The 20,687-nt window shown below is 56.5% G+C and carries 14 protein-coding genes; 9 read left to right on the top strand and 5 right to left on the bottom strand.

The annotated features are described in order from the left end of the window. Positions 1–118: 118 nt before the first annotated feature. The 4 genes from aat to trxB form a co-directional block, all read right to left on the bottom strand. Positions 119–823 carry a leucyl/phenylalanyl-tRNA--protein transferase gene (gene aat / locus ACSEMK_RS16935; RefSeq protein ID WP_430914969.1) on the bottom strand — a complete coding sequence of 235 codons (705 nt, stop codon included), beginning with the start codon at positions 821–823 and terminating at the stop codon, positions 119–121. 42 nt (positions 824–865) lie between these two features. Further along, entirely contained in the window at positions 866–2,587 is a 1,722-nt protein-coding gene (gene cydC, locus ACSEMK_RS16930) for a heme ABC transporter ATP-binding protein/permease CydC (protein ID WP_430914970.1), read from the bottom strand. Then, positions 2,588–4,354, bottom strand: a complete 1,767-nt coding sequence (gene cydD, locus ACSEMK_RS16925; protein WP_430914971.1) for a heme ABC transporter permease/ATP-binding protein CydD — start codon at positions 4,352–4,354, stop codon at positions 2,588–2,590. Between the two features lie 114 nt (positions 4,355–4,468). Further along, positions 4,469–5,437, bottom strand: a complete 969-nt coding sequence (trxB, locus tag ACSEMK_RS16920) for a thioredoxin-disulfide reductase (RefSeq protein ID WP_045374041.1) — start codon at positions 5,435–5,437, stop codon at positions 4,469–4,471. Between the two features lie 532 nt (positions 5,438–5,969). Between trxB and lrp the strand changes: the two genes are divergently transcribed. From lrp to ACSEMK_RS16875, 9 genes are all read left to right on the top strand, one after another. Beyond that, on the top strand, positions 5,970–6,464 hold the full coding sequence (gene lrp, locus ACSEMK_RS16915) for a leucine-responsive transcriptional regulator Lrp (RefSeq protein ID WP_000228469.1): 495 nt from the start codon (positions 5,970–5,972) through the stop codon (positions 6,462–6,464). A 135-nt stretch (positions 6,465–6,599) separates the two neighbouring features. Beyond that, complete coding sequence (gene ftsK / locus ACSEMK_RS16910) at positions 6,600–10,640, top strand: DNA translocase FtsK (protein ID WP_316424467.1); 4,041 nt, start codon at positions 6,600–6,602, stop codon at positions 10,638–10,640. Between the two features lie 122 nt (positions 10,641–10,762). Next, positions 10,763–11,374, top strand: a complete 612-nt coding sequence (lolA, locus tag ACSEMK_RS16905) for an outer membrane lipoprotein chaperone LolA (RefSeq protein ID WP_015367486.1) — start codon at positions 10,763–10,765, stop codon at positions 11,372–11,374. 8 nt (positions 11,375–11,382) lie between these two features. Then, entirely contained in the window at positions 11,383–12,726 is a 1,344-nt protein-coding gene (gene rarA / locus ACSEMK_RS16900) for a replication-associated recombination protein RarA (protein ID WP_113374875.1), read from the top strand. A 92-nt stretch (positions 12,727–12,818) separates the two neighbouring features. Continuing rightward, positions 12,819–14,111, top strand: a complete 1,293-nt coding sequence (gene serS / locus ACSEMK_RS16895; RefSeq protein WP_015704878.1) for a serine--tRNA ligase — start codon at positions 12,819–12,821, stop codon at positions 14,109–14,111. Between the two features lie 194 nt (positions 14,112–14,305). Then, entirely contained in the window at positions 14,306–16,744 is a 2,439-nt protein-coding gene (gene dmsA / locus ACSEMK_RS16890) for a dimethylsulfoxide reductase subunit A (RefSeq protein ID WP_430914972.1), read from the top strand. A gap of 10 nt (positions 16,745–16,754) precedes the next feature. After that, the gene (locus ACSEMK_RS16885) at positions 16,755–17,372 is read left to right on the top strand and encodes a DMSO/selenate family reductase complex B subunit (RefSeq protein ID WP_015367482.1); all 618 of its coding nucleotides are present in this window, start codon (positions 16,755–16,757) and stop codon (positions 17,370–17,372) included. Between the two features lies 1 nt (position 17,373). Then, a complete protein-coding gene (locus tag ACSEMK_RS16880; protein ID WP_271032263.1) occupies positions 17,374–18,237 on the top strand; it encodes a dimethyl sulfoxide reductase anchor subunit family protein in 864 nt (287 codons plus the stop codon). A 273-nt stretch (positions 18,238–18,510) separates the two neighbouring features. Next, on the top strand, positions 18,511–19,659 hold the full coding sequence (locus tag ACSEMK_RS16875) for an MFS transporter (RefSeq protein ID WP_045389472.1): 1,149 nt from the start codon (positions 18,511–18,513) through the stop codon (positions 19,657–19,659). A gap of 157 nt (positions 19,660–19,816) precedes the next feature. Here ACSEMK_RS16875 and pflA read toward each other — a convergent pair whose 3' ends face one another. Further along, positions 19,817–20,557, bottom strand: a complete 741-nt coding sequence (gene pflA / locus ACSEMK_RS16870) for a pyruvate formate lyase 1-activating protein (RefSeq protein WP_015367479.1) — start codon at positions 20,555–20,557, stop codon at positions 19,817–19,819. Between the last annotated feature and the right edge of the window lie 130 nt (positions 20,558–20,687).

Here is a 20,687-nt window from a genome sequence, read left to right as displayed (position 1 = left end):
GTGACAGAACGATGGGCGTTATCTGACTCTTATTATTCCCAAACGGCGGCGGGGCAACAGGCAGAAGCTACTCTACCGCGCAATTATACCACCACGCTAAGAAATGTGCTGAAAACATTTATCCATTACCGGTAAATAGCACCCTTGGTACCCAAAATCGCTCCGGTAAGCGGTAGGTACGTAATACGGAAAGGTAATCGAGATAATCGCGGCGCGGGATTTCAATCGCCCCTAAAGAGGCGGTATGCGCGTTGAGAACCTGGCAGTCAATTAATCTGCCGCCATCCTGGGCAAAAGCCTGACAGAAGATCATCAGCGCGGTTTTGGAGGCATTTTCCGCCCGGCTAAACATCGATTCGCCGCAAAACAGCGCTCCCTGCGCCACGCCATACATGCCGCCGACCAGCGAGTCTTCATCCCATACCTCGATTGAATGAGCGTGACCGAGTTCATGTAACTGGTGATAGGCCTGCACGATGCTGGGGGTGATCCAGGTGCCTTCATCACGATGGCTGGCGCAGCCCTCGATAACCTGGCCGAAGGCGTGGTTGAGCGTCACCCGATAGGGAGAGCGCTGATGAAAACGTTTCATGCTGCGGCTAAAGTGGAATTGCTCCGGCCACAGTACGGCGCGTGGGTCGGGCGACCACCATAAAATAGGGTCGCCGGGAGAAAACCATGGAAAAATACCGCGCTGATAGGCCATGAGCAGGCGAGCGGGGCTCAGATCGCCGCCCAGCGCCAGCAGGCCATTTGGTTCACGCAGGGCGCCTTCCGGGGAAGGGAAGGCGATAGAGTCACGAGAGAGCTGAACCAGACGCATTTTTGACCTCAATACGCACCAGCAATTGTTGACAATAATAGCTTACAGACGTTGCTTAAACTGGTAATAGCGGCCCTGTTTCGCCAGCAGCTCTGCGTGACTACCTTGCTCAATAATTTGTCCGTTGTCCATGACTATTATCTGATTAAACCGCGCCAGTCCACGCAGGCGGTGGGTGACCATCAGTACGGTTTTTTCGTGCATCACTTCGCTTAGTAAATCAAGGATCTGGCTTTCCGTTGTCGCATCCAGACCTTCGGTGGGCTCATCAAGCAGCATTAGCGGCGCATCGTGCAATAGCGCGCGGGCGATGGCCAGACGACGTAGCTCGCCGCCGGAAAGCTGACGTCCGCCTTCACCAAGCCAGCTATTCAGACCGCTATCTTCCAGCAGTTTCTCCAGGCCGACGCGCTCCAGGATATTGGCAAGCTCGCCGTCGCTGGCCTGCGGCGCGGCAAGCAGCAGATTATCGCGCAGCGTCGCGCTGAAGAGATGTACCCGCTGCGGCACGACGCTCATCGCCTGGCGCAGGGTCGTTTCAGACAGTGCGCTAAGCGGCTGGCCATTTAGTTGAATCTGACCGTTGGCCGGATCCCAGGCGCGGGTCAATAGCTGTAGCAGAGTTGATTTACCGCAGCCGGTACGGCCAAGAATGGCGATATGCTCGCCTGCCGCGACCTGTAGCGAAATATCTTTCAGCGCCGGGGCCGATTGTTGCGGGTAGCTGAAGGTTACCTCATTCAGGGTAAGCGCTACCTGGGAGAAGCTTTGCGCTGTCTGCTGGCTGAATGTCACCTCGGGCTGCTGCTCGGTAATCTGCGTGATGCGACGCGCGGACGCGATGACCTGGCCGAGATGCTGGAAGGCGCCGGTGACCGGCGCCAGCGCTTCAAATGCCGCCAAGGCGCAGAAAACGAAGAGAGCGATGAGCGCGCCCGGCTGGCTATTACCGCCAACGCCGTCAGATGCCATCCACAGCATGGCGATCACCGCGATGCCGCCAATCAACAGCATCAGCGCCTGCGACAGGGCGGTAAGCTCTGCCTGACGGCGCTGCGCTTCTTGCCAGCGCTGTTCCGTTTTTTCCATCTGTTCGCGGTAGCGATCGCTGGCATTAAAAAGCATCAACTCGGCCTGCCCCTGTAGCCAGGAGGTGAGTTGCTGGCGATACTGCCCGCGAAGCTGGGTGATATGCTCCCCGGTCGGCTTACCGGCACGGTAAAACAGCGGTGGCAGCAGGAGTAGCGTCGCCAGCATAATACCGCCAAGCGTGAGCGCCAGGGTGACATCGAGTACGCTTAAGCCGATGGTTACCACCAGAATGACCACCAGCGCGCCAATCAGCGGCGAAATCACGCGTAGATAGAGGTGATCCAGCGTGTCGACATCAGCCACGATGCGGTTGAGTAACTCGCCCTGGCGAAAACGCGCCAGCCCGGCGGGGGAGAGCGGCAGCAGTTTGCTAAACGTGGCGACGCGCAGGTGCTGCAATACCCGGAAAGTCGCGTCGTGGCTTACCAGACGCTCAAAATAGCGGCCTGCAGTACGAATAATCGCTGCGCCGCGAACGCCTGCGGCGGGCAGCATGTAGTTAAAACTGTAGATACCGGCGACGCCGACGACCGCCGAGGCGGAAAGGAACCAACCGGAAAGCGTTAACAGCCCGATACTTGCCAGCAGCGTAACGATAGCCAGCACCACGCCGAGGGTCAGCAGCCATTTGTGGCGTTTGTATAGCGCCAGATAGGGTAACAGTGCGCGCATTTAAATTTCCTCCTGGCGATGGGCTAACAGTGAGGCAAACGCGCCTCCAGCGGCAGAAAGCTGCGCATAGTCGCCTTGCTCGACAATCTGACCATCCTGCATTACCCAGATAGCATCCCACTCGGCGAGTCCTGCCAGTTGGTGGGTGACCATCAGGGTGGTCTGCTGGGTGGAGGCGTGAGACAGCGCCTGCATGACGCGCTGTTCGCTATGGGCGTCAAGGCTGGCCGCTGGTTCATCAAGCAGCAACAGCCGGCACGGCACCAGCAGCGCGCGCGCTACGGCAATGCGCTGAGCCTGGCCGACAGAGAGGCCAGCAGCCTGATCGCCGACCGGGGTATTAATACCTTGTGGCAGTTGGGAGATAAACTCGCTGACCCAGGCCTTATCCAGAGCTAGCTGCAGTTGCGCTTCCGTGGCTTCTGGCCACGCCAGCAGCACGTTTTCACGCAGAGTGGCAGCGGGCAGCTGCGGGTTCTGACCGACCCAGCTAATTAGCCGACGCCAGCGTTCCGCATCGAGATCGCGCAACTCCACGCCGTTAACCTGTAGCGAACCTTCATAGGGAAGAAAGCCTGTCAGCGTATTCAGCAGCGAGCTTTTACCGGAGCCGCTCTGGCCAACCAGTACCACACGTTCTCCGGCGTTCAGGATAAAACTAAGCGGGCCTGTCAGCGTTTTGCCATCCGGTGATTTGACTATCAGATCGCGGGCTTCGAGGCGAATCAGTTCATGATCGCTCAGCGTTTTCTCGCCCCGTTCGGCCTGCGCCAGCGGAGTTTCCATAAAGGACTTCAGGCTATCCGCTGCGCCAATGGCCTGAGCCTTAGCATGGTAAAATGTGCCTAAATCACGCAGCGGCTGGAAAAACTCCGGCGCCAGTATCAGGGTTAAAAAACCTGACATCAGCGTGACGCCGACGCCGTAGTGGCCGAAGTCGAGCTCGCCGAGGTAGGAAAAACCGAAATAGACCGCCACCAGCGCGATAGAGAGCGAGGTAAAGAACTCCAGTACGCCGGAGGAGAGAAAAGCCAGACGCAGGACTTCCATCGTCCGCTGGCGGAAATCCTGCGACGCGTCGCGGATATTATTGATTTCCGCTTCGCCGCGGTTGAACAGGCGCAGTGTTTCCATGCCGCGTAGGCGGTCGAGGAAGTGGCCGCTAAGGCGACCGAGCGCAAGGAAATTGCGCCGGTTGGCATCGGCGGCGCCCATCCCGACCAGCGCCATAAAGAGCGGGATCAGCGGGGCTGTGCCGAGTAAAATTAGCGCGGCTGCCCAGTTGCTGGGGAAGATAGTGATAACAATCAGCAGCGGCACGCAGGCGGCCAGCGTCATCTGCGGCAGATAGCGCGCGTAGTAATCATGCATATCGTCGATTTGCTCGAGGATGAGCGTCGCCCAACTGCCGGCGGGTTTTCCCTGAATCCAGGCCGGGCCCGCCTGCTGAAGGCGGTCCAGCACCTGGCGGCGAATTTCATAACGGATATGCTGGCCGGCGTGGAAGCCGACGCGTTCGCGTAGCCATACCACCCAGGCGCGCAGGATCAGCACCAGCGCCAGCAAGGTAAATGGCAGCAGCAGCGCCGTCGCCGGGATATTTTCCATAATCATTCGGTGAAGGATACGCGCCAGGAACCACGCCTGAGCGACGATCAACAGACCGCTCACGACGCCCAGCAGGCGAGAAATCATCAACCAGCGACGGGAGATAATGCTTTTTTCTTTTAACCAGCGGGTTAACTCTTGTTGACGGGTTTTATTCATTGCGCGCTTAGCAGGTGTCGTTATGAGATTTTTGGGCACGGCAATGTTACAACGCGGCAAAAATAAAGGCGACTTTTCGTCGCCTTCTTTACCTTTGTTACTGACTTGTAAAGATTATTTGCAAGCGTCAGCTAAACCGTCGAGGTAGCGTTCCGCGTCCAGCGCCGCCATACAGCCGGTGCCGGCGGAGGTAATTGCCTGACGATAGATATGGTCCATCACGTCGCCTGCCGCGAACACGCCAGGGATACTGGTTTGCGTGGCGTTACCGTGGATGCCGGACTGCACTTTGATATAACCGTTTTCCAGCGCTAACTGACCTTCAAATATAGCGGTGTTCGGGCTGTGTCCAATGGCGACAAACAGACCGGCGACGTCCAGGGTTTCAACGTTGTCGCTATTTTTGGTATCGCGCAGACGCAGGCCGCTGACGCCCATCTGATCGCCGGTAACTTCTTCCAGGGTGCGATCGGTGTGCAGTACGATATTGCCGCTTTCCACTTTATCCATCAGGCGCTTGATCAGAATTTTTTCCGCACGGAAGGAGTCGCGACGGTGGATCAGATGCACTTCGGCCGCAATGTTGGACAGATACAGCGCTTCTTCAACCGCCGTGTTGCCGCCGCCGATTACCGCGACTTTCTGGTTACGATAGAAGAAACCGTCGCAGGTGGCGCAGGCAGAGACGCCGCGGCCTTTGAAAGCCTCTTCAGAAGGCAGACCCAGGTAACGGGCGGAAGCGCCGGTTGCGATAATCAGCGCGTCACAGGTGTACTCGCCGCTGTCGCCGACCAGGCGGAACGGACGGTTCTGCAGATCGACGCTGCTGATGTGATCGAAAATAATTTCAGTTTCGAACTTGGTGGCATGCTCGTGCATACGTTCCATGAGCAGCGGACCGGTCAGATCGTTTGGGTCGCCTGGCCAGTTTTCCACTTCAGTGGTGGTGGTCAGCTGACCGCCTTTTTCCATGCCGGTGATCAGCACCGGCTGCAGGTTTGCGCGCGCAGCATAGACCGCCGCGGTATATCCTGCAGGTCCAGAACCTAGAATAAGCAGTTTACTGTGTTTGGCTGTGCCCATGAGATCCCCATATTTTATTGGCATACATTGGGCTGGATTGTAGGGAATTTGCGGGCGTAAAAAAAGAGCGTAGCGATTTTGTTAACGATATGTGCAATAGAACCCGCCGATGGATTGGCGATTTAACGAGCGGAAAATATAATTAATTCTACTGTTAGCGCCCTGATTATAAGATGAAAACATGAGATTCAGAGGGGGTTGATGATGAATATCTGGCATCTTGTACTAAAAATCGATGTTTTGCTTTGACAATCCCCTGTGCTTTTGCGAAAACATTCATGGAAGAAGAAAAGCAGTGTTTCGCGTGTGGCGAATGTTCATGCACGCAAATGCCATTTTTATCCGGGTCAGCGAAATCTACGCATGGTGTGGACAGACGCCATGCGTGATGTCGGTGACTGCCATTAGGCAACGGACTTCTCACGTACCCCTGGGTTACTCAACGTCGTACGGGTAATAACGGGATGGGCTCTGGCAGTGAAGGCGCAGAGTCAGAACAGGAGTAGGGAAGGAATACAGAGAGACAATAATAATGGTAGATAGCAAGAAACGCCCTGGCAAAGATCTCGACCGCATCGATCGTAACATTCTGAATGAACTGCAAAAAGACGGGCGTATTTCCAACGTCGAGCTTTCCAAACGGGTGGGACTTTCTCCGACGCCTTGCCTTGAGCGCGTGCGTCGACTGGAAAGACAGGGTTTTATTCAGGGCTATACGGCGCTGCTCAACCCGCATTATCTGGATGCATCACTTCTGGTATTTGTTGAGATTACTCTGAATCGTGGTGCGCCGGATGTGTTTGAGCAATTTAACGCCGCAGTGCAAAAACTTGAAGAAATTCAAGAGTGTCATCTGGTATCCGGTGATTTTGACTATCTGTTGAAAACCCGTGTACCGGACATGTCAGCGTATCGTAAATTGCTGGGCGAAACCCTGCTGCGCCTGCCGGGCGTAAACGACACCCGTACCTACGTGGTTATGGAAGAAGTCAAGCAGAGTAATCGTCTGGTAATCAAGACGCGCTAACACGGAACAGGTGCAAAATCGACGTAGTTTGATTACACTCCTGTTAATCCATACAGCAACAGTGCCGGGGAGACCCGGCGCTGTTGTCCGTTTTAGCAGCAGGCAGGAAATTGCCTGATACCTGGAGAGCCTTTCTTGAGCCAGGAATACACCGAAGACAAAGAAGTCAAACTAACGAAGCTAAGCAGCGGGCGCCGCGTTCTTGAGGCGTTACTCATCCTTTGCTCTCTTTTTGCCATCTGGCTGATGGCGGCATTACTGAGCTTTAATCCATCCGATCCCAGTTGGTCACAGACCGCCTGGCATGAGCCTATCCATAATCTGGGCGGCATGCCCGGAGCGTGGCTGGCGGACACGCTATTTTTCATCTTTGGCGTAATGGCGTACACCATCCCCGTGATTATCATCGGCGGCTGCTGGTTTGCATGGCGTCATCAGGAAAATGACGAGTATGTCGACTACTTCGCCGTTTCGCTGCGCCTGATCGGCGCGCTGGCGCTCATTCTCACTTCCTGCGGTCTGGCGGCAATCAATGCCGACGATATCTGGTACTTTGCCTCCGGCGGCGTCATTGGCAGCCTGCTTAGCACCACCTTACAACCCTTGCTGCACAGCAGCGGCGGCACTATCGCCTTGCTTTGTATCTGGGCTGCAGGTTTAACGCTGTTTACCGGCTGGTCATGGGTCAGCATTGCCGAGAAACTCGGCGGCGCCATCCTTTCTATTTTGACCTTTGCCAGTAATCGTACCCGTCGGGACGATACCTGGGTTGATGAAGGCGAATATGAAGATGATGAATATGAAGATGATGAAGACGACGATAACGCGCAGCCGCGGGAATCGCGTCGCGCCCGCATCTTACGCAGCGCGTTAGCGCGTCGTAAGCGTCTGGCGGAAAAGTTCGCCAACCCGATGGGGCGTAAAACCGATGCCGCGCTGTTCTCCGGTAAACGTATGGATGATGCGGAAGCCGTACAATACAGCGCCAGCGGCGCGCCTGTCGCCGCTGATGATGTCCTGTTCTCAGGCGCCAGCGCCGCACGTCCTGGCGATTTAGACCCTTACGATCCGCTGCTGAATGGCCATACGGTGGCCGACCCAATCGGCGCCGCTTCCGCCGCTGCAGCTGTGCCGCAGGCATGGGCGGAGCAGGGGGCAGGGCAGGCATACCAACCGGAGGCTGCTCACCTGCAACCACCGGTGTATCAGCCTGAATACGCGCCGCAGCAGCCGCCGGTTTACCAGCCGGCAGCCGCGCATCCGCAACAGCCGGTGTATCAGCCTGAATACGCGCCGCAGCAGCCGCCGGTTTACCAGCCGGAAGCCGCGCATCCGCAACAGCCGGTGTACCAGCCTGAGTATGCGCCGCAGCAGCCGCCGGTTTACCAGCCGGAAGCCGCGCACCCGCAGCAGCCGGTGTATCAGCCTGAGTATGCGCCGCAGCAGCCGCCGGTTTATCAGCCGGAAGCCGCGCATCCACAGCAGCCGGCGTATCAGCCTCAGTATGCGCCGCAGCAGCCTGTGTATCAGCCTGAGTATGCGCCGCAGCAGCCGCCGGTTTACCAGCCGGAAGCCGCGCACCCACAGCAGCCGATATACCAGCCTGAACCGGCTGTTCAACAACCTGTTTATCATCAGGAACCGGCGCCAGCCGCTGAGCCTGAGACACCTCAGGAAGAAACTAAACGCCCGCCGATGTACTACTTCGAGGAAGTCGAAGAGAAGCGCGCGCGCGAACGCGAGTTGCTGGAGTCCTGGTATCAGCCAATCCCTGAACCAGCGAGCCCGGTGGCGACCAAACCGATAACCACTCCGACTGCTCCATCCATGCCATCAGTTGAGGCCGCCGCCGTGACAGCCGTCGCCGCTGGCGTTCATCAGGCCACGACTTCTGGAAGCGCAGCCGCGGCCGCCTCAGTGGCGTCAACCGTCGCTGACGCAGCGCCCGTTTTCAGCCCGGCATCCAGCGGCCCGCGGGTACAGGTAAAAGAGGGCATCGGTCCGAAATTGCCGCGTCCGAATCGCGTCCGCGTACCGACTCGTCGGGAACTGGCTTCCTATGGCATTAAGCTGCCGTCTCAGCGTATTGCTGAAGAGCGCGCGCGTCGGGCCGAGCTTGAACATCATTACGATAATGAACCGTTGAGCGACGAAGAAGCCGATGCGCTGGAACAGGACGAGCTGGCTCGTCAGTTTGCCGCAACCCAGCAACAGCGCTATGGCGAGTCCTATGAGTCAGAAAGCGATGAGCAGGACGAAGACGCTGCCGCTGAAGCGGAACTGGCGCGCCAGTTTGCCGCCACTCAGCAACAGCGCTATGCCAGCGAGCAGCCGCCGGGAGCTAATCCCTTCTCACCGGCGGACTATGAGTTCTCGCCGATGAAAACGCTGGTCAATGATGGTCCGAGCGAACCGCTGTTTACGCCGACGCCGGAAGTACAGCCCCAGCAACCGGCTCAGCATTATCAACAACCGGCAGCCGCGCCGCAGCAGGGTTATCAACCTGCGCAGCAGCCCGTACACCATCAGCCGGTAGCGCCGCAGCCGCAGGCTTATCAGACGGCTCAACAGCCAATGCAGCAGCAACAGCCGGTTGCGCCGCAGGGTTATCAGCCGCCCGCGCCGCAGCCGCAGGAGAGCCTTATTCATCCATTGCTGATGCGTAATGGCGACAGCCGTCCGCTACAAAGACCAACAACGCCGTTGCCGTCGCTAGATCTCCTGACGCCGCCGCCGAGCGAAGTTGAACCTGTCGATACCTTTGCGCTTGAGCAGATGGCGCGCCTGGTCGAAGCGCGCCTCGCCGATTTCCGCATTAAAGCGGATGTGGTGAACTACTCGCCGGGCCCGGTGATCACCCGTTTTGAGCTGAATCTTGCGCCGGGGGTGAAGGCCGCGCGTATCTCTAACCTGTCGCGCGACCTTGCGCGTTCGCTGTCGACCGTGGCGGTGCGCGTGGTAGAAGTCATTCCGGGTAAACCTTACGTTGGCCTGGAATTACCGAACAAAAAACGCCAGACCGTATACCTGCGCGAAGTGCTCGATTGTCCGAAATTCCGCGAGAACCCATCGCCGCTTACCGTGGTGCTGGGTAAAGATATCGCCGGCGATCCGGTGGTGGCCGATCTGGCGAAAATGCCGCATCTGCTGGTTGCCGGTACCACCGGTTCTGGTAAATCGGTTGGCGTGAACGCCATGATCCTCAGCATGCTCTACAAGGCGCAGCCGGAAGACGTGCGTTTCATCATGATCGACCCGAAAATGCTTGAGCTGTCGGTGTACGAAGGTATCCCGCATCTGCTGACGGAAGTGGTCACCGACATGAAAGACGCCGCTAATGCGCTGCGCTGGAGCGTCAATGAAATGGAGCGCCGTTATAAGCTGATGTCGGCGCTGGGCGTGCGTAATCTGGCGGGCTACAACGAGAAGATCGCTGAGGCCGCGCGCATGGGACGTCCGATCCCGGATCCGTACTGGAAACCGGGCGACAGCATGGATGCCGTACATCCGGTGCTGGAAAAACTGCCGTATATCGTGGTGCTGGTGGATGAATTCGCCGATCTGATGATGACCGTCGGTAAGAAGGTAGAAGAGCTGATTGCGCGTCTGGCGCAGAAAGCGCGCGCGGCGGGCATTCACCTGGTGCTGGCGACCCAGCGTCCGTCGGTTGACGTGATTACCGGTCTTATCAAGGCCAACATCCCGACGCGTATCGCCTTTACCGTATCAAGCAAGATTGACTCGCGCACCATCCTTGACCAGGGCGGCGCAGAATCGCTGCTGGGCATGGGTGATATGCTCTATTCCGGGCCAAACTCCACGATGCCGGTTCGTGTGCATGGCGCGTTTGTCCGTGACCAGGAAGTACACGCCGTGGTGCAGGACTGGAAAGCGCGCGGTCGTCCGCAGTATGTTGACGGCATTACCTCCGACAGCGAAAGCGAAGGCGGTAGTGGCGGCTTTGATGGCGGCGAAGAGCTGGATCCGCTGTTCGACCAGGCTGTCAACTTCGTGACCGAGAAGCGCAAAGCCTCGATCTCCGGGGTGCAGCGTCAGTTCCGCATCGGCTATAACCGCGCGGCGCGCATCATTGAGCAGATGGAAGCTCAGGGGATCGTCAGCGAGCAGGGCCATAACGGTAACCGTGAAGTCCTGGCGCCGCCACCCTTCGAGTAAGTGCAAAGTTCGGTAAATAAGCGCAAAATCAGCCTGTTCTGCTATTCCGTTGCTATCAACGGCTCTACAGTAGAGACAGAACAGGCTCCCGCGTCGGGAGTGACGCACAATAAGGATCAACAATGAAGAAACTTGCCATCACCTGTGCATTATTGTCTGGCTTCGTGGTAAGCCAGGTTTGGGCAGACGCTGCCGGCGACTTAAAAAGCCGTCTGGATAAAGTCAGCAGCTTCCATGCCAGCTTCACTCAGAAAGTAACCGACGCAAGCGGTAATGCCGTGCAGGACGGGCAGGGCGATTTGTGGGTGAAACGCCCGAATCTGTTCAACTGGCATATGACCCAGCCGGATGAAAGCATTCTGGTGTCGGATGGGAAAACGCTGTGGTTCTACAACCCGTTTGTCGAGCAGGCAACCGCGACCTGGCTGAAAAACGCGACCAGCAACACGCCGTTCATGCTGATCGCCCGCAACCAGTCAGCGGACTGGCAGCAATATAATATCAAGCAAAACGGCGATGATTTTGTGCTGACGCCAAAAAGCGGTAACGGCAATCTGAAGCAGTTCACGATCAATGTCGGTCGTGACGGCACTATCCATCAGTTCAGCGCCGTTGAGCAGGACGACCAGCGCAGCAGCTATCAGCTGAAGTCGCAGCAGAATGGCGCCGTCGATGCATCTAAGTTCACTTTTACGCCGCCGCAAGGGGTGACGGTGGACGATCAACGTAAGTAGAGGCGAATGTGAGCAACTTTTCGCTCGATTTTTCCGATAATGCATTTCAACCTCTGGCCGCCCGTATGCGGCCAGAAAATTTAGCGCAGTACATTGGCCAGCAGCACCTGCTGGCGCCGGGCAAACCGCTGCCGCGGGCGATTGAGGCCGGGCATCTGCACTCGATGATCCTGTGGGGGCCGCCGGGCACCGGTAAAACTACCCTTGCGGAAGTGATCGCCCGCTATGCTAATGCCGATGTTGAACGTATCTCGGCTGTCACCTCTGGCGTCAAAGAGATCCGCGAAGCTATCGAGCGCGCGCGGCAAAACCGCAACGCCGGCCGACGCACTATCCTGTTTGTTGATGAAGTGCATCGTTTCAATAAAAGTCAGCAGGACGCCTTTCTGCCGCACATCGAAGACGGCACTATTACTTTTATTGGCGCGACGACCGAAAATCCGTCATTTGAACTTAATTCCGCTTTGCTCTCCCGCGCTCGCGTCTATTTGCTCAAATCACTGACCACGGACGATATCGAGCAGGTGCTCAACCAGGCGATGAGCGACAAAGCGCGAGGTTACGGCGGACAGGATATTGTCCTGCCGGATGAAACCCGCAAGGCGATTGCCGAACTGGTTAACGGCGACGCGCGCCGGGCGTTGAATACGCTGGAAATGATGGCCGATATGGCTGAAAACGATGATTCGGGCAAGCGAGTGCTGAAGGCAGAGTTGCTTACCGAAATCGCCGGCGAGCGTAGCGCGCGTTTTGATAATAAAGGCGACCGTTTTTACGATCTGATCTCCGCGCTACATAAGTCCGTGCGCGGAAGCGCGCCGGATGCGGCGCTGTACTGGTACGCACGGATCATTACCGCGGGCGGCGACCCGCTGTATGTTGCGCGCCGTTGTCTAGCTATCGCGTCTGAGGATGTTGGCAACGCCGATCCTCGCGCCATGCAGGTGGCCATTTCCGCGTGGGATTGTTTTACCCGCGTCGGGCCAGCGGAAGGCGAACGGGCTATCGCTCAGGCGATTGTTTATCTGGCCTGCGCGCCGAAGAGTAATGCGGTGTACACCGCCTTTAAGGCCGCGCTGGCCGACGCCCGCGATCGCCCTGATTACGACGTGCCGGTTCATTTACGCAATGCGCCGACCAAACTCATGAAAGAGATGGGCTATGGTCAGGAATACCGCTACGCGCACGATGAGCCTAACGCCTACGCCGCCGGCGAGCAGTATTTCCCGCAGGAAATGGCGCAAACGCGCTATTATCAGCCAACAAACAGGGGGCTCGAGGGCAAAATCGCTGAAAAGCTCGCCTGGCTTGCCGAACTGGATCAAAATAGCCAGATAAAACGCTACCGCTAATTGTGGCGTTGCGGTAAGGTTATTACCTATATTTCCGTGGCCGTAGTTTGCGGCCACTTTTCCTATTTAAATTCGATAAGCACAGGATAAGCATGCTCGATCCCAATCTGCTGCGTACCGAGCCAGACGCAGTCGCAGAAAAACTGGCACGCCGGGGCTTTAAGCTGGATGTAGATAAACTGCGCGCTCTTGAAGAGCGTCGTAAAGTTCTGCAGGTTCAAACCGAAAACCTGCAGGCGGAGCGTAACTCCCGATCGAAATCCATTGGCCAGGCGAAAGCGCGCGGGGAAGATATCGAGCCATTACGCCTGGAAGTGAACAAACTTGGCGAACAGCTGGATGCCGCAAAGTCCGAGCTGGAAACGCTGCTGGCGGAAATTCGCGATATCGCGCTGGCGATCCCGAATATTCCTCACGATGACGTTCCGGTTGGCCGTGACGAAAACGACAACGTTGAAGTCAGCCGCTGGGGTACGCCGCGCCAGTTCGATTTCGAGGTGCGCGACCACGTTACGCTGGGCGAAATGCATGGCGGTCTGGACTTCGCCGCCGCCGTTAAGCTGACCGGTTCCCGTTTCGTGGTGATGAAAGGCCAACTGGCCCGCCTGCACCGCGCACTGGCGCAGTTCATGCTGGATCTGCATACCGAACAGCACGGCTATAGCGAGAACTATGTTCCGTATCTGGTGAACCAGGACACGCTGTATGGTACTGGCCAGTTGCCGAAATTCGCCGGCGACCTGTTCCATACTCGTCCGCTGGAAGAAGAAGCCGATAGCAGCAACTACGCGTTGATTCCGACCGCCGAAGTGCCGCTGACCAACCTGGTCCGCGACGAAATCATCGACGAAGACGATCTGCCGATCAAAATGACCGCCCATACGCCGTGCTTCCGTTCTGAAGCGGGTTCCTATGGTCGTGATACTCGCGGTCTGATCCGTATGCACCAGTTCGACAAAGTTGAAATGGTGCAGATCGTACGTCCGGAAGACTCCATGGCGGCGCTGGAAGAGATGACCGGCCACGCTGAGAAGGTTCTGCAACTGCTGGGTCTGCCGTACCGTAAGGTAGCGCTGTGCACCGGCGATATGGGCTTCAGCGCCTGTAAAACCTATGACCTCGAAGTGTGGGTTCCGGCGCAGGATACCTATCGCGAAATTTCTTCCTGCTCCAACGTCTGGGATTTCCAGGCGCGTCGTATGCAGGCGCGTTGCCGCAGCAAGTCCGACAAAAAGACTCGTCTCGTTCATACTCTGAATGGTTCTGGTCTGGCGGTTGGCCGTACGCTGGTTGCGGTGATGGAAAACTATCAGCAGGCCGATGGCCGTATCGAGATCCCGGAAGTCCTGCGCCCGTATATGCGCGGCCTCGAATATATCGGTTAATCTTTTCTACTCTTTCCTTAAAAGCGCCTGTGGGCGCTTTTTTTATATCCTTATTGATACCGGGCAATAATCCATTCAGTGAATCCGGTGATACTCCCTTTGGATTAATACAGCATAAAAAGCCAATAAAATCCGATATATATAAAATTATATAACGATTGTCAGCTTATTGTGAGCAACCAAAGCGAGTATCTATGAAAATCAAAGCCCCCGATGCTTTACTGGCTGCCGAAGTTAGCCGACGTGGTTTAATGAAAACCACGGCGATAGGCGGCCTGGCGATGGCCAGTAACGCATTGACCTTGCCCTTTACGCGTATTGCGCACGCCGCTGATACGTTGGCCCCGGAAAATGAGAAGGTCGTCTGGAGCGCCTGCACCGTAAACTGCGGAAGTCGTTGTCCGCTGCGTATGCACGTGGTTGACGGCGCGATTAAGTACGTAGAAACCGATAATACCGGTGACGATAACTACGACGGCCTGCATCAGGTCCGCGCCTGTCTGCGCGGCCGCTCTATGCGCCGCCGCGTCTATAACCCTGACCGGCTGAAATATCCGATGAAGCGCGTTGGCAAACGCGGTGAAGGAAAATTCGAACAAATTAGCTGGGAAGAGGCGTTCGATACTATCGCCAGCAATATGCAGCGCCTGATTAAAGATTATGGCAACGAATCTATCTATCTGAACTACGGAACCGGGACGCTAGGCGGGACTCTGACTCGTTCCTGGCCGCCGGGTAAAACCCTGATTGCTCGTCTGATGAACTGCTGCGGCGGCTATCTCAATCATTATGGCGACTATTCATCGGCGCAGATTGCGGCGGGGTTGAATTACACCTATGGCGGTTGGGCAGACGGTAACAGTCCGTCAGATATCGAAAACAGTCAGTTGGTGGTGCTGTTCGGCAATAACCCTGGCGAAACGCGAATGAGCGGCGGCGGGGTCACTTACTACCTTGAGCAGGCGCGGCAGAAATCCAACGCCCGCATGATCATTATCGATCCGCGCTATACCGACACCGGCGCCGGGCGTGAAGATGAATGGATCCCGATTCGTCCGGGAACCGACGCGGCGCTCATTTCAGCGCTGGCATGGGTGATGATTACTGAAAATCTGGTCGATCAACCCTTCCTCGATAAATACTGCGTCGGCTACGACGAGAAAACCTTACCTTCCGATGCGCCGGCTAATGGGCATTATAAAGCTTACATTCTTGGTCAGGGCTCCGACGGTATCGCTAAAACGCCGGAGTGGGCATCCACCATTACCGGGATCCCGCGTGAGCGCATTGTGAAGCTGGCCCGTGAGATTGCGACGGCGAAACCGGCGTATATCAGCCAGGGCTGGGGACCTCAGCGTCACGCCAACGGCGAAATCGCCACCCGCGCCATCTCTATGCTCGCCATTCTGACCGGCAACGTTGGCATCAATGGCGGTAATAGCGGTGCGCGTGAAGGTTCATATAGCTTGCCTTTCGAACGCATGCCGACGCTGGAAAACCCGGTAGAGACCAGCATCTCCATGTTTATGTGGACCGACGCGATTGAACTCGGTCCGGAAATGACCGCGCTGCGTGATGGCGTACGCGGCAAAGATAAGCTCGACGTGCCGATCAAAATGATCTGGAACTACGCGGGTAACTGCCTTATCAACCAACACTCCGAGATCAACCGCACCCACGAAATTCTGCAGGACGATAAGAAGTGCGAAATGATTGTGGTAATCGACTGCCACATGACGTCGTCTGCGAAATACGCCGATATTCTGCTACCGGACTGTACCGCCTCGGAGCAGATGGACTTCGCGCTGGATGCCTCCTGCGGCAATATGTCTTACGTCATCTTTGCCGACCAGGCTATTAAACCGCGTTTCGAATGCAAAACTATCTATGAGATGACCACCGAGTTGGCGAAACGTATGGGGGTGGCGGAGAAGTTTACCGAAGGGCGCACTCAGGAAGGCTGGATGCGCTATTTGTATGAGCAGTCGCGTAAAGCGATTCCCGAACTGCCGGATTTTGATACTTTCCGCCAGCAGGGCATCTTCAAGCAGCGTGACCCACAAGGTCATCATGTGGCGTATAAAGCCTTCCGTGACGATCCGCAGGCCAATCCGCTGACCACGCCATCGGGCAAAATCGAAATCTACTCCCAGGAGCTTGCCAAAATCGCCGCGACCTGGGAACTGCCTGAAGGCGATGTGATCGATCCGCTGCCGATCTACACCCCTGGTTTTGAAAACTACAACGATCCGTTGACCGCTAAATATCCGCTACAGCTGACGGGGTTCCACTATAAATCTCGCGTCCACTCAACGTATGGCAACGTTGATGTCCTGCAGGCAGCCTGCCGTCAGGAGATGTGGATTAACCCGATCGATGCGCAGAGGCGCGGCATCGCCAACGGCGATCGCATACGCATTTTCAACGACCGCGGTGAAGTGCATATCGAAGCGAAAGTGACGCCGCGAATGATGCCTGGCGTCGTCGCGCTGGGCGAGGGTGCCTGGTATAACCCGGATGCCTCACGCGTGGATCAGGCCGGCAGCATTAACGTGCTGACCACCCAACGACCGTCGCCGTTGGCGAAAGGCAACCCATCGCATACCAACCTCGTCCAGGTTGAAAAGCTGTAAGGAGTAACCGATGACAACTCAGTATGGATTTTTTATCGATTCCGCCCGTTGCACCGGTTGCAAAACCTGCGAGCTGGCCTGTAAAGACTACAAGAACCTGACGCCGGACGTCAGCTTCCGTCGTATCTACGAGTATGCCGGCGGCGACTGGCAGGAGGACAACGGCGTCTGGAATCAGAACGTTTTTGCCTACTACCTCTCTATCGCCTGTAACCACTGCGAAGACCCGGCGTGCACCAAGGTCTGCCCGAGCGGGGCAATGCACAAGCGCGAAGATGGTTTTGTGGTGGTTAATGAAGAGGTGTGCATTGGCTGTCGCTACTGCCATATGGCCTGCCCGTACGGCGCGCCGCAGTACAACGCCGCTAAAGGGCATATGACCAAATGCGATGGCTGTCACGAGCGTGTGGCACAAGGCAAAAAGCCGATTTGCGTCGAGTCCTGCCCGCTGCGGGCGCTGGACTTCGGGCCGATTGCCGAACTGCGTGAAAAGCACGGCCAACTGGCCGCCGTGGCGCCGCTGCCGTCAGCGCACTTCACCAGGCCGAGCATTGTGATAAAACCAAACGCCAACAGCCGTCCGTGCGGCGATACCACTGGCTATCTGGCCAATCCGAAGGAGGTCTAAAATGGGAAATGGATGGCATGAATGGCCGCTGATGATTTTCACGGTCTTCGGGCAGTGCGTCGCCGGGGGCTTTATCGTTCTCGCGCTGGCGTTGATGAAGGGCGAACTTTCGCGCGAGCGGCAGCAGCGGGTGGTAATGAGCATGTTCGGGCTGTGGGTGCTAATGGGGATCGGTTTTATTGCCTCCACCATGCACCTTGGTTCTCCAATGCGCGCGTTTAATTCGCTGAACCGCGTTGGCGCATCATCGTTAAGCAATGAAATCGCCAGCGGCGCGCTTTTCTTTGCCGTCGGCGGGATTGGCTGGCTGCTGGCGGTGGTAAACAAACTGCCGTCTGTGCTGCGCAATCTGTGGCTGGTCGTCACCATGATCCTCGGCGTCATCTTTGTCTGGATGATGATCCGCGTATATAACACCATCGATACCGTACCCACCTGGTATACCATCTGGACGCCGCTCAACTTCTTCTTGACCGTGTTTATCGGCGGGCCGCTGTTGGGCTACCTGTTGCTGCGTGTCGCGGGTGTGGACGGTTGGGCGATGCGTTTATTGCCGGTGATTATGCTGGTGGCGTTGGTGATTAGCGTGACCGTCGCGTTGATTCAGGGCAGCGAGTTGGCGACGATCCATAGTTCGATTCAGCAGGCTTCGGCGCTGGTGCCGAATTACGGTTCCTTAATGGCATGGCGGACGGTCGCGTTAGTGCTGGCGTTGGTCTGCTGGATTGTACCGCAGCTTAAAGGTTATCAACCCGCATTGCCGCTGCTGGGGCTGGCGCTTGTGCTGGTGCTGGCCGGCGAGATGATTGGCCGCGGCGTATTCTATGGTCTACATATGACCGTCGGTATGGCTATCGCCAGTTAATAACGTGAAATCACGCCGGAAGCCTATTCCGGCGTGATGAAAAAATGCGGTTGATTGATGAAATTTTTCTACTGATATTTCCTTCCTGGTTTTCCAATAAATTAATAAAAACAATGGAATAATATAAAGAATAATTCCGTTGCCGCTGCGCTGGATAAAAAACTTCTATCGTTGCTCTGAAAACCGCGTCAGGCCTGAATTCTGGCGGATTGACAATGTTTACAGCAGTGGCATGATGCGCACGAAATCTGAACTTCCTCACGGTTAACACCCATGACCATCTACACTCGCCCAGTGCAAATGTTGCTCTGTGGCCTGCTTCTGTTGACGCTGGCAATCGCGGTTTTAAATACGCTTGTCCCGCTCTGGCTCGCCCATGAAAATATGCCAACCTGGCAGGTTGGGATGGTCGGCTCCTCTTATTTCACCGGTAACCTGGTGGGAACCTTATTTGCCGGTTGGGTCATTAAACGTCTGGGGTTTAATCGTAGCTATTACCTGGCGTCATTGATTTTTGCCGTCGGCTGCGTTGGCCTGGGTATTACACTCGGTTTCTGGACATGGCTGAGCTGGCGTTTTATCGCCGGCGTGGGCTGCGCGATGATCTGGGTGGTGGTGGAAAGCGCGCTGGTGTGCAGCGGTACTTCCCGCAGCCGCGGTAGGCTGCTGGCGGCGTACATGATGGTCTATTACGTCGGTACCGTGTTGGGTCAACTGATGGTAAGTAAATTACCGACCGATTTAATGAGCGTGTTGCCGTGGGTTACCGGCCTGGCGCTGGCGGCGATCCTGCCGCTGCTGTTTACGCGTATCATGAGCCAGGCCGACGAGCCGCATGAAACGGTACGTATCTGGCCGATGCTGAAGCTGCGTCAGGCTCGCCACGGTGTGAATGGCTGCATTATATCCGGTATTGTACTCGGTTCACTATACGGCCTGATGCCGCTGTGGCTGAACCACCAGGGCGTCAGCGATTCCGGTATTGGTTTCTGGATGGCGGTGATGGTCAGCGCCGGGATCCTTGGGCAGTGGCCGGTAGGGCGTTTGGCTGACCGCTATGGCCGCCTTCTGGTGTTGCGCGTTCAGGTCTTTGTGGTGATTCTGGGCTGTCTGGCGATGCTCAGCCAGGCGGCAATGGCGCCGGCGCTTTTTGTGCTCGGCGCATCCGGTTTTACTTTGTATCCGGTGGCGATGGCCTGGGCCTGCGAGAAGGTTGAACACCATCAACTGGTGGCGATGAACCAGGCGCTGCTGATGAGTTATACCATTGGCAGCCTGCTGGGACCGACCCTGACGGCAATGCTGATGCAGAACTTTTCTGATAACCTGCTGTTTATCATGATCGCCAGCGTATCGTTTATCTACCTGCTGACGCTGCTGCGCAAAGCCGGACATCACCCGACGCCGGTGGCACATGCGTAACCAATCTGGCGCGCGGCGAAGGCCGCGCGTAGTCCGTTTTGATTAATGAATATTTCTGCGGGCAGACGGTATTGCGCTCATGATGAGGCGTTATCGGCGGGATTGATACTATTATAGTTGCGGGCCGTGGTGAGAGTACCTCCGGCCCGCTGCCGGTTTAGTACATCACCTTATGACCATACTGCTCAAGGATACCCTTCACCCGCTCCATGGTCTCTTTCTTCGGCGGGTGTACGCCGTCAAGCTTGTACTCTTCGCCCATCGCTACCCATTTGTGTTTACCCAGCTCATGGTAGGGCAGGAGTTCGATTTTCTCGACGTTGCCCATATCGCGGGTAAATTCACCCAGGCGATGCGCGGAATCGTCATCATCGGACCAGCCGGGAACGACAACGTAGCGGATCCATACGTTAATCCCTTTCTTTGACAGATACTGCGCGAATTCCAGCGTACGATGGTTAGAAACGCCGACCAGGTTCTGGTGGATTTCATCGTTCATCTGTTTGAGATCAAGCATCACCAGATCGGTGACCTCCAATAGCTCGTCAATCACTGGATCGTAGCGGCGCACGAATCCGTTGGTATCGAGGCAAGTATGAATGCCTTCTTTTTTACAGGCGCGGAACCAGTCGCGGACAAATTCCGCCTGCAGGATCGCTTCGCCGCCGGATGCGGTGACGCCGCCGCCGGAGGCATTCATAAAGTGGCGATAGGTCACCACTTCTTTCATCAATTCTTCAACGGTGATTTCTTTACCGCCATGGGTATCCCAGGTGTCGCGGTTATGGCAGTAAAGGCAGCGCATCAGGCAGCCCTGGAAGAAGGTAATAAAGCGGATGCCTGGGCCATCGACGGTGCCACAGGATTCAAAGGAGTGAATACGACCAATAGTTGACATTGCGGTGATATCTCCGGGTTCGGCCCTCCAGGGCCTGTGATGCACAGCTCAAACCGGCTGTGTTAAGTCTGTTTTGACAGGTACCCAAAGTATAGATAACTGGCAAAGCAGGCTGGGGCAGGGAATCACT

It is taken from the genome of Klebsiella sp. K-3 (assembly GCF_051207495.1).
Taxonomy (GTDB): Bacteria; Pseudomonadota; Gammaproteobacteria; order Enterobacterales; family Enterobacteriaceae; genus Klebsiella; species Klebsiella aerogenes.
This window is presented reverse-complemented; position numbering and strand designations above follow the sequence as displayed.

Excerpts from the sequence above, each read along its gene's own strand:
- dmsA (WP_430914972.1), top strand. The coding sequence starts at position 14,306 with ATGAAAATCAAAGCCCCCGATGCTTTACTGGCTGCCGAAGTTAGCCGA.
- ACSEMK_RS16875 (WP_045389472.1), top strand. The coding sequence starts at position 18,511 with ATGACCATCTACACTCGCCCAGTGCAAATGTTGCTCTGTGGCCTGCTT.
- lrp (WP_000228469.1), top strand. The coding sequence starts at position 5,970 with ATGGTAGATAGCAAGAAACGCCCTGGCAAAGATCTCGACCGCATCGAT.
- ACSEMK_RS16880 (WP_271032263.1), top strand. The coding sequence starts at position 17,374 with ATGGGAAATGGATGGCATGAATGGCCGCTGATGATTTTCACGGTCTTC.
- cydD (WP_430914971.1), bottom strand. The coding sequence starts at position 4,354 with ATGAATAAAACCCGTCAACAAGAGTTAACCCGCTGGTTAAAAGAAAAA.
- ACSEMK_RS16885 (WP_015367482.1), top strand. The coding sequence starts at position 16,755 with ATGACAACTCAGTATGGATTTTTTATCGATTCCGCCCGTTGCACCGGT.
- lolA (WP_015367486.1), top strand. The coding sequence starts at position 10,763 with ATGAAGAAACTTGCCATCACCTGTGCATTATTGTCTGGCTTCGTGGTA.
- aat (WP_430914969.1), bottom strand. The coding sequence starts at position 823 with ATGCGTCTGGTTCAGCTCTCTCGTGACTCTATCGCCTTCCCTTCCCCG.
- trxB (WP_045374041.1), bottom strand. The coding sequence starts at position 5,437 with ATGGGCACAGCCAAACACAGTAAACTGCTTATTCTAGGTTCTGGACCT.
- cydC (WP_430914970.1), bottom strand. The coding sequence starts at position 2,587 with ATGCGCGCACTGTTACCCTATCTGGCGCTATACAAACGCCACAAATGG.
- serS (WP_015704878.1), top strand. The coding sequence starts at position 12,819 with ATGCTCGATCCCAATCTGCTGCGTACCGAGCCAGACGCAGTCGCAGAA.
- pflA (WP_015367479.1), bottom strand. The coding sequence starts at position 20,557 with ATGTCAACTATTGGTCGTATTCACTCCTTTGAATCCTGTGGCACCGTC.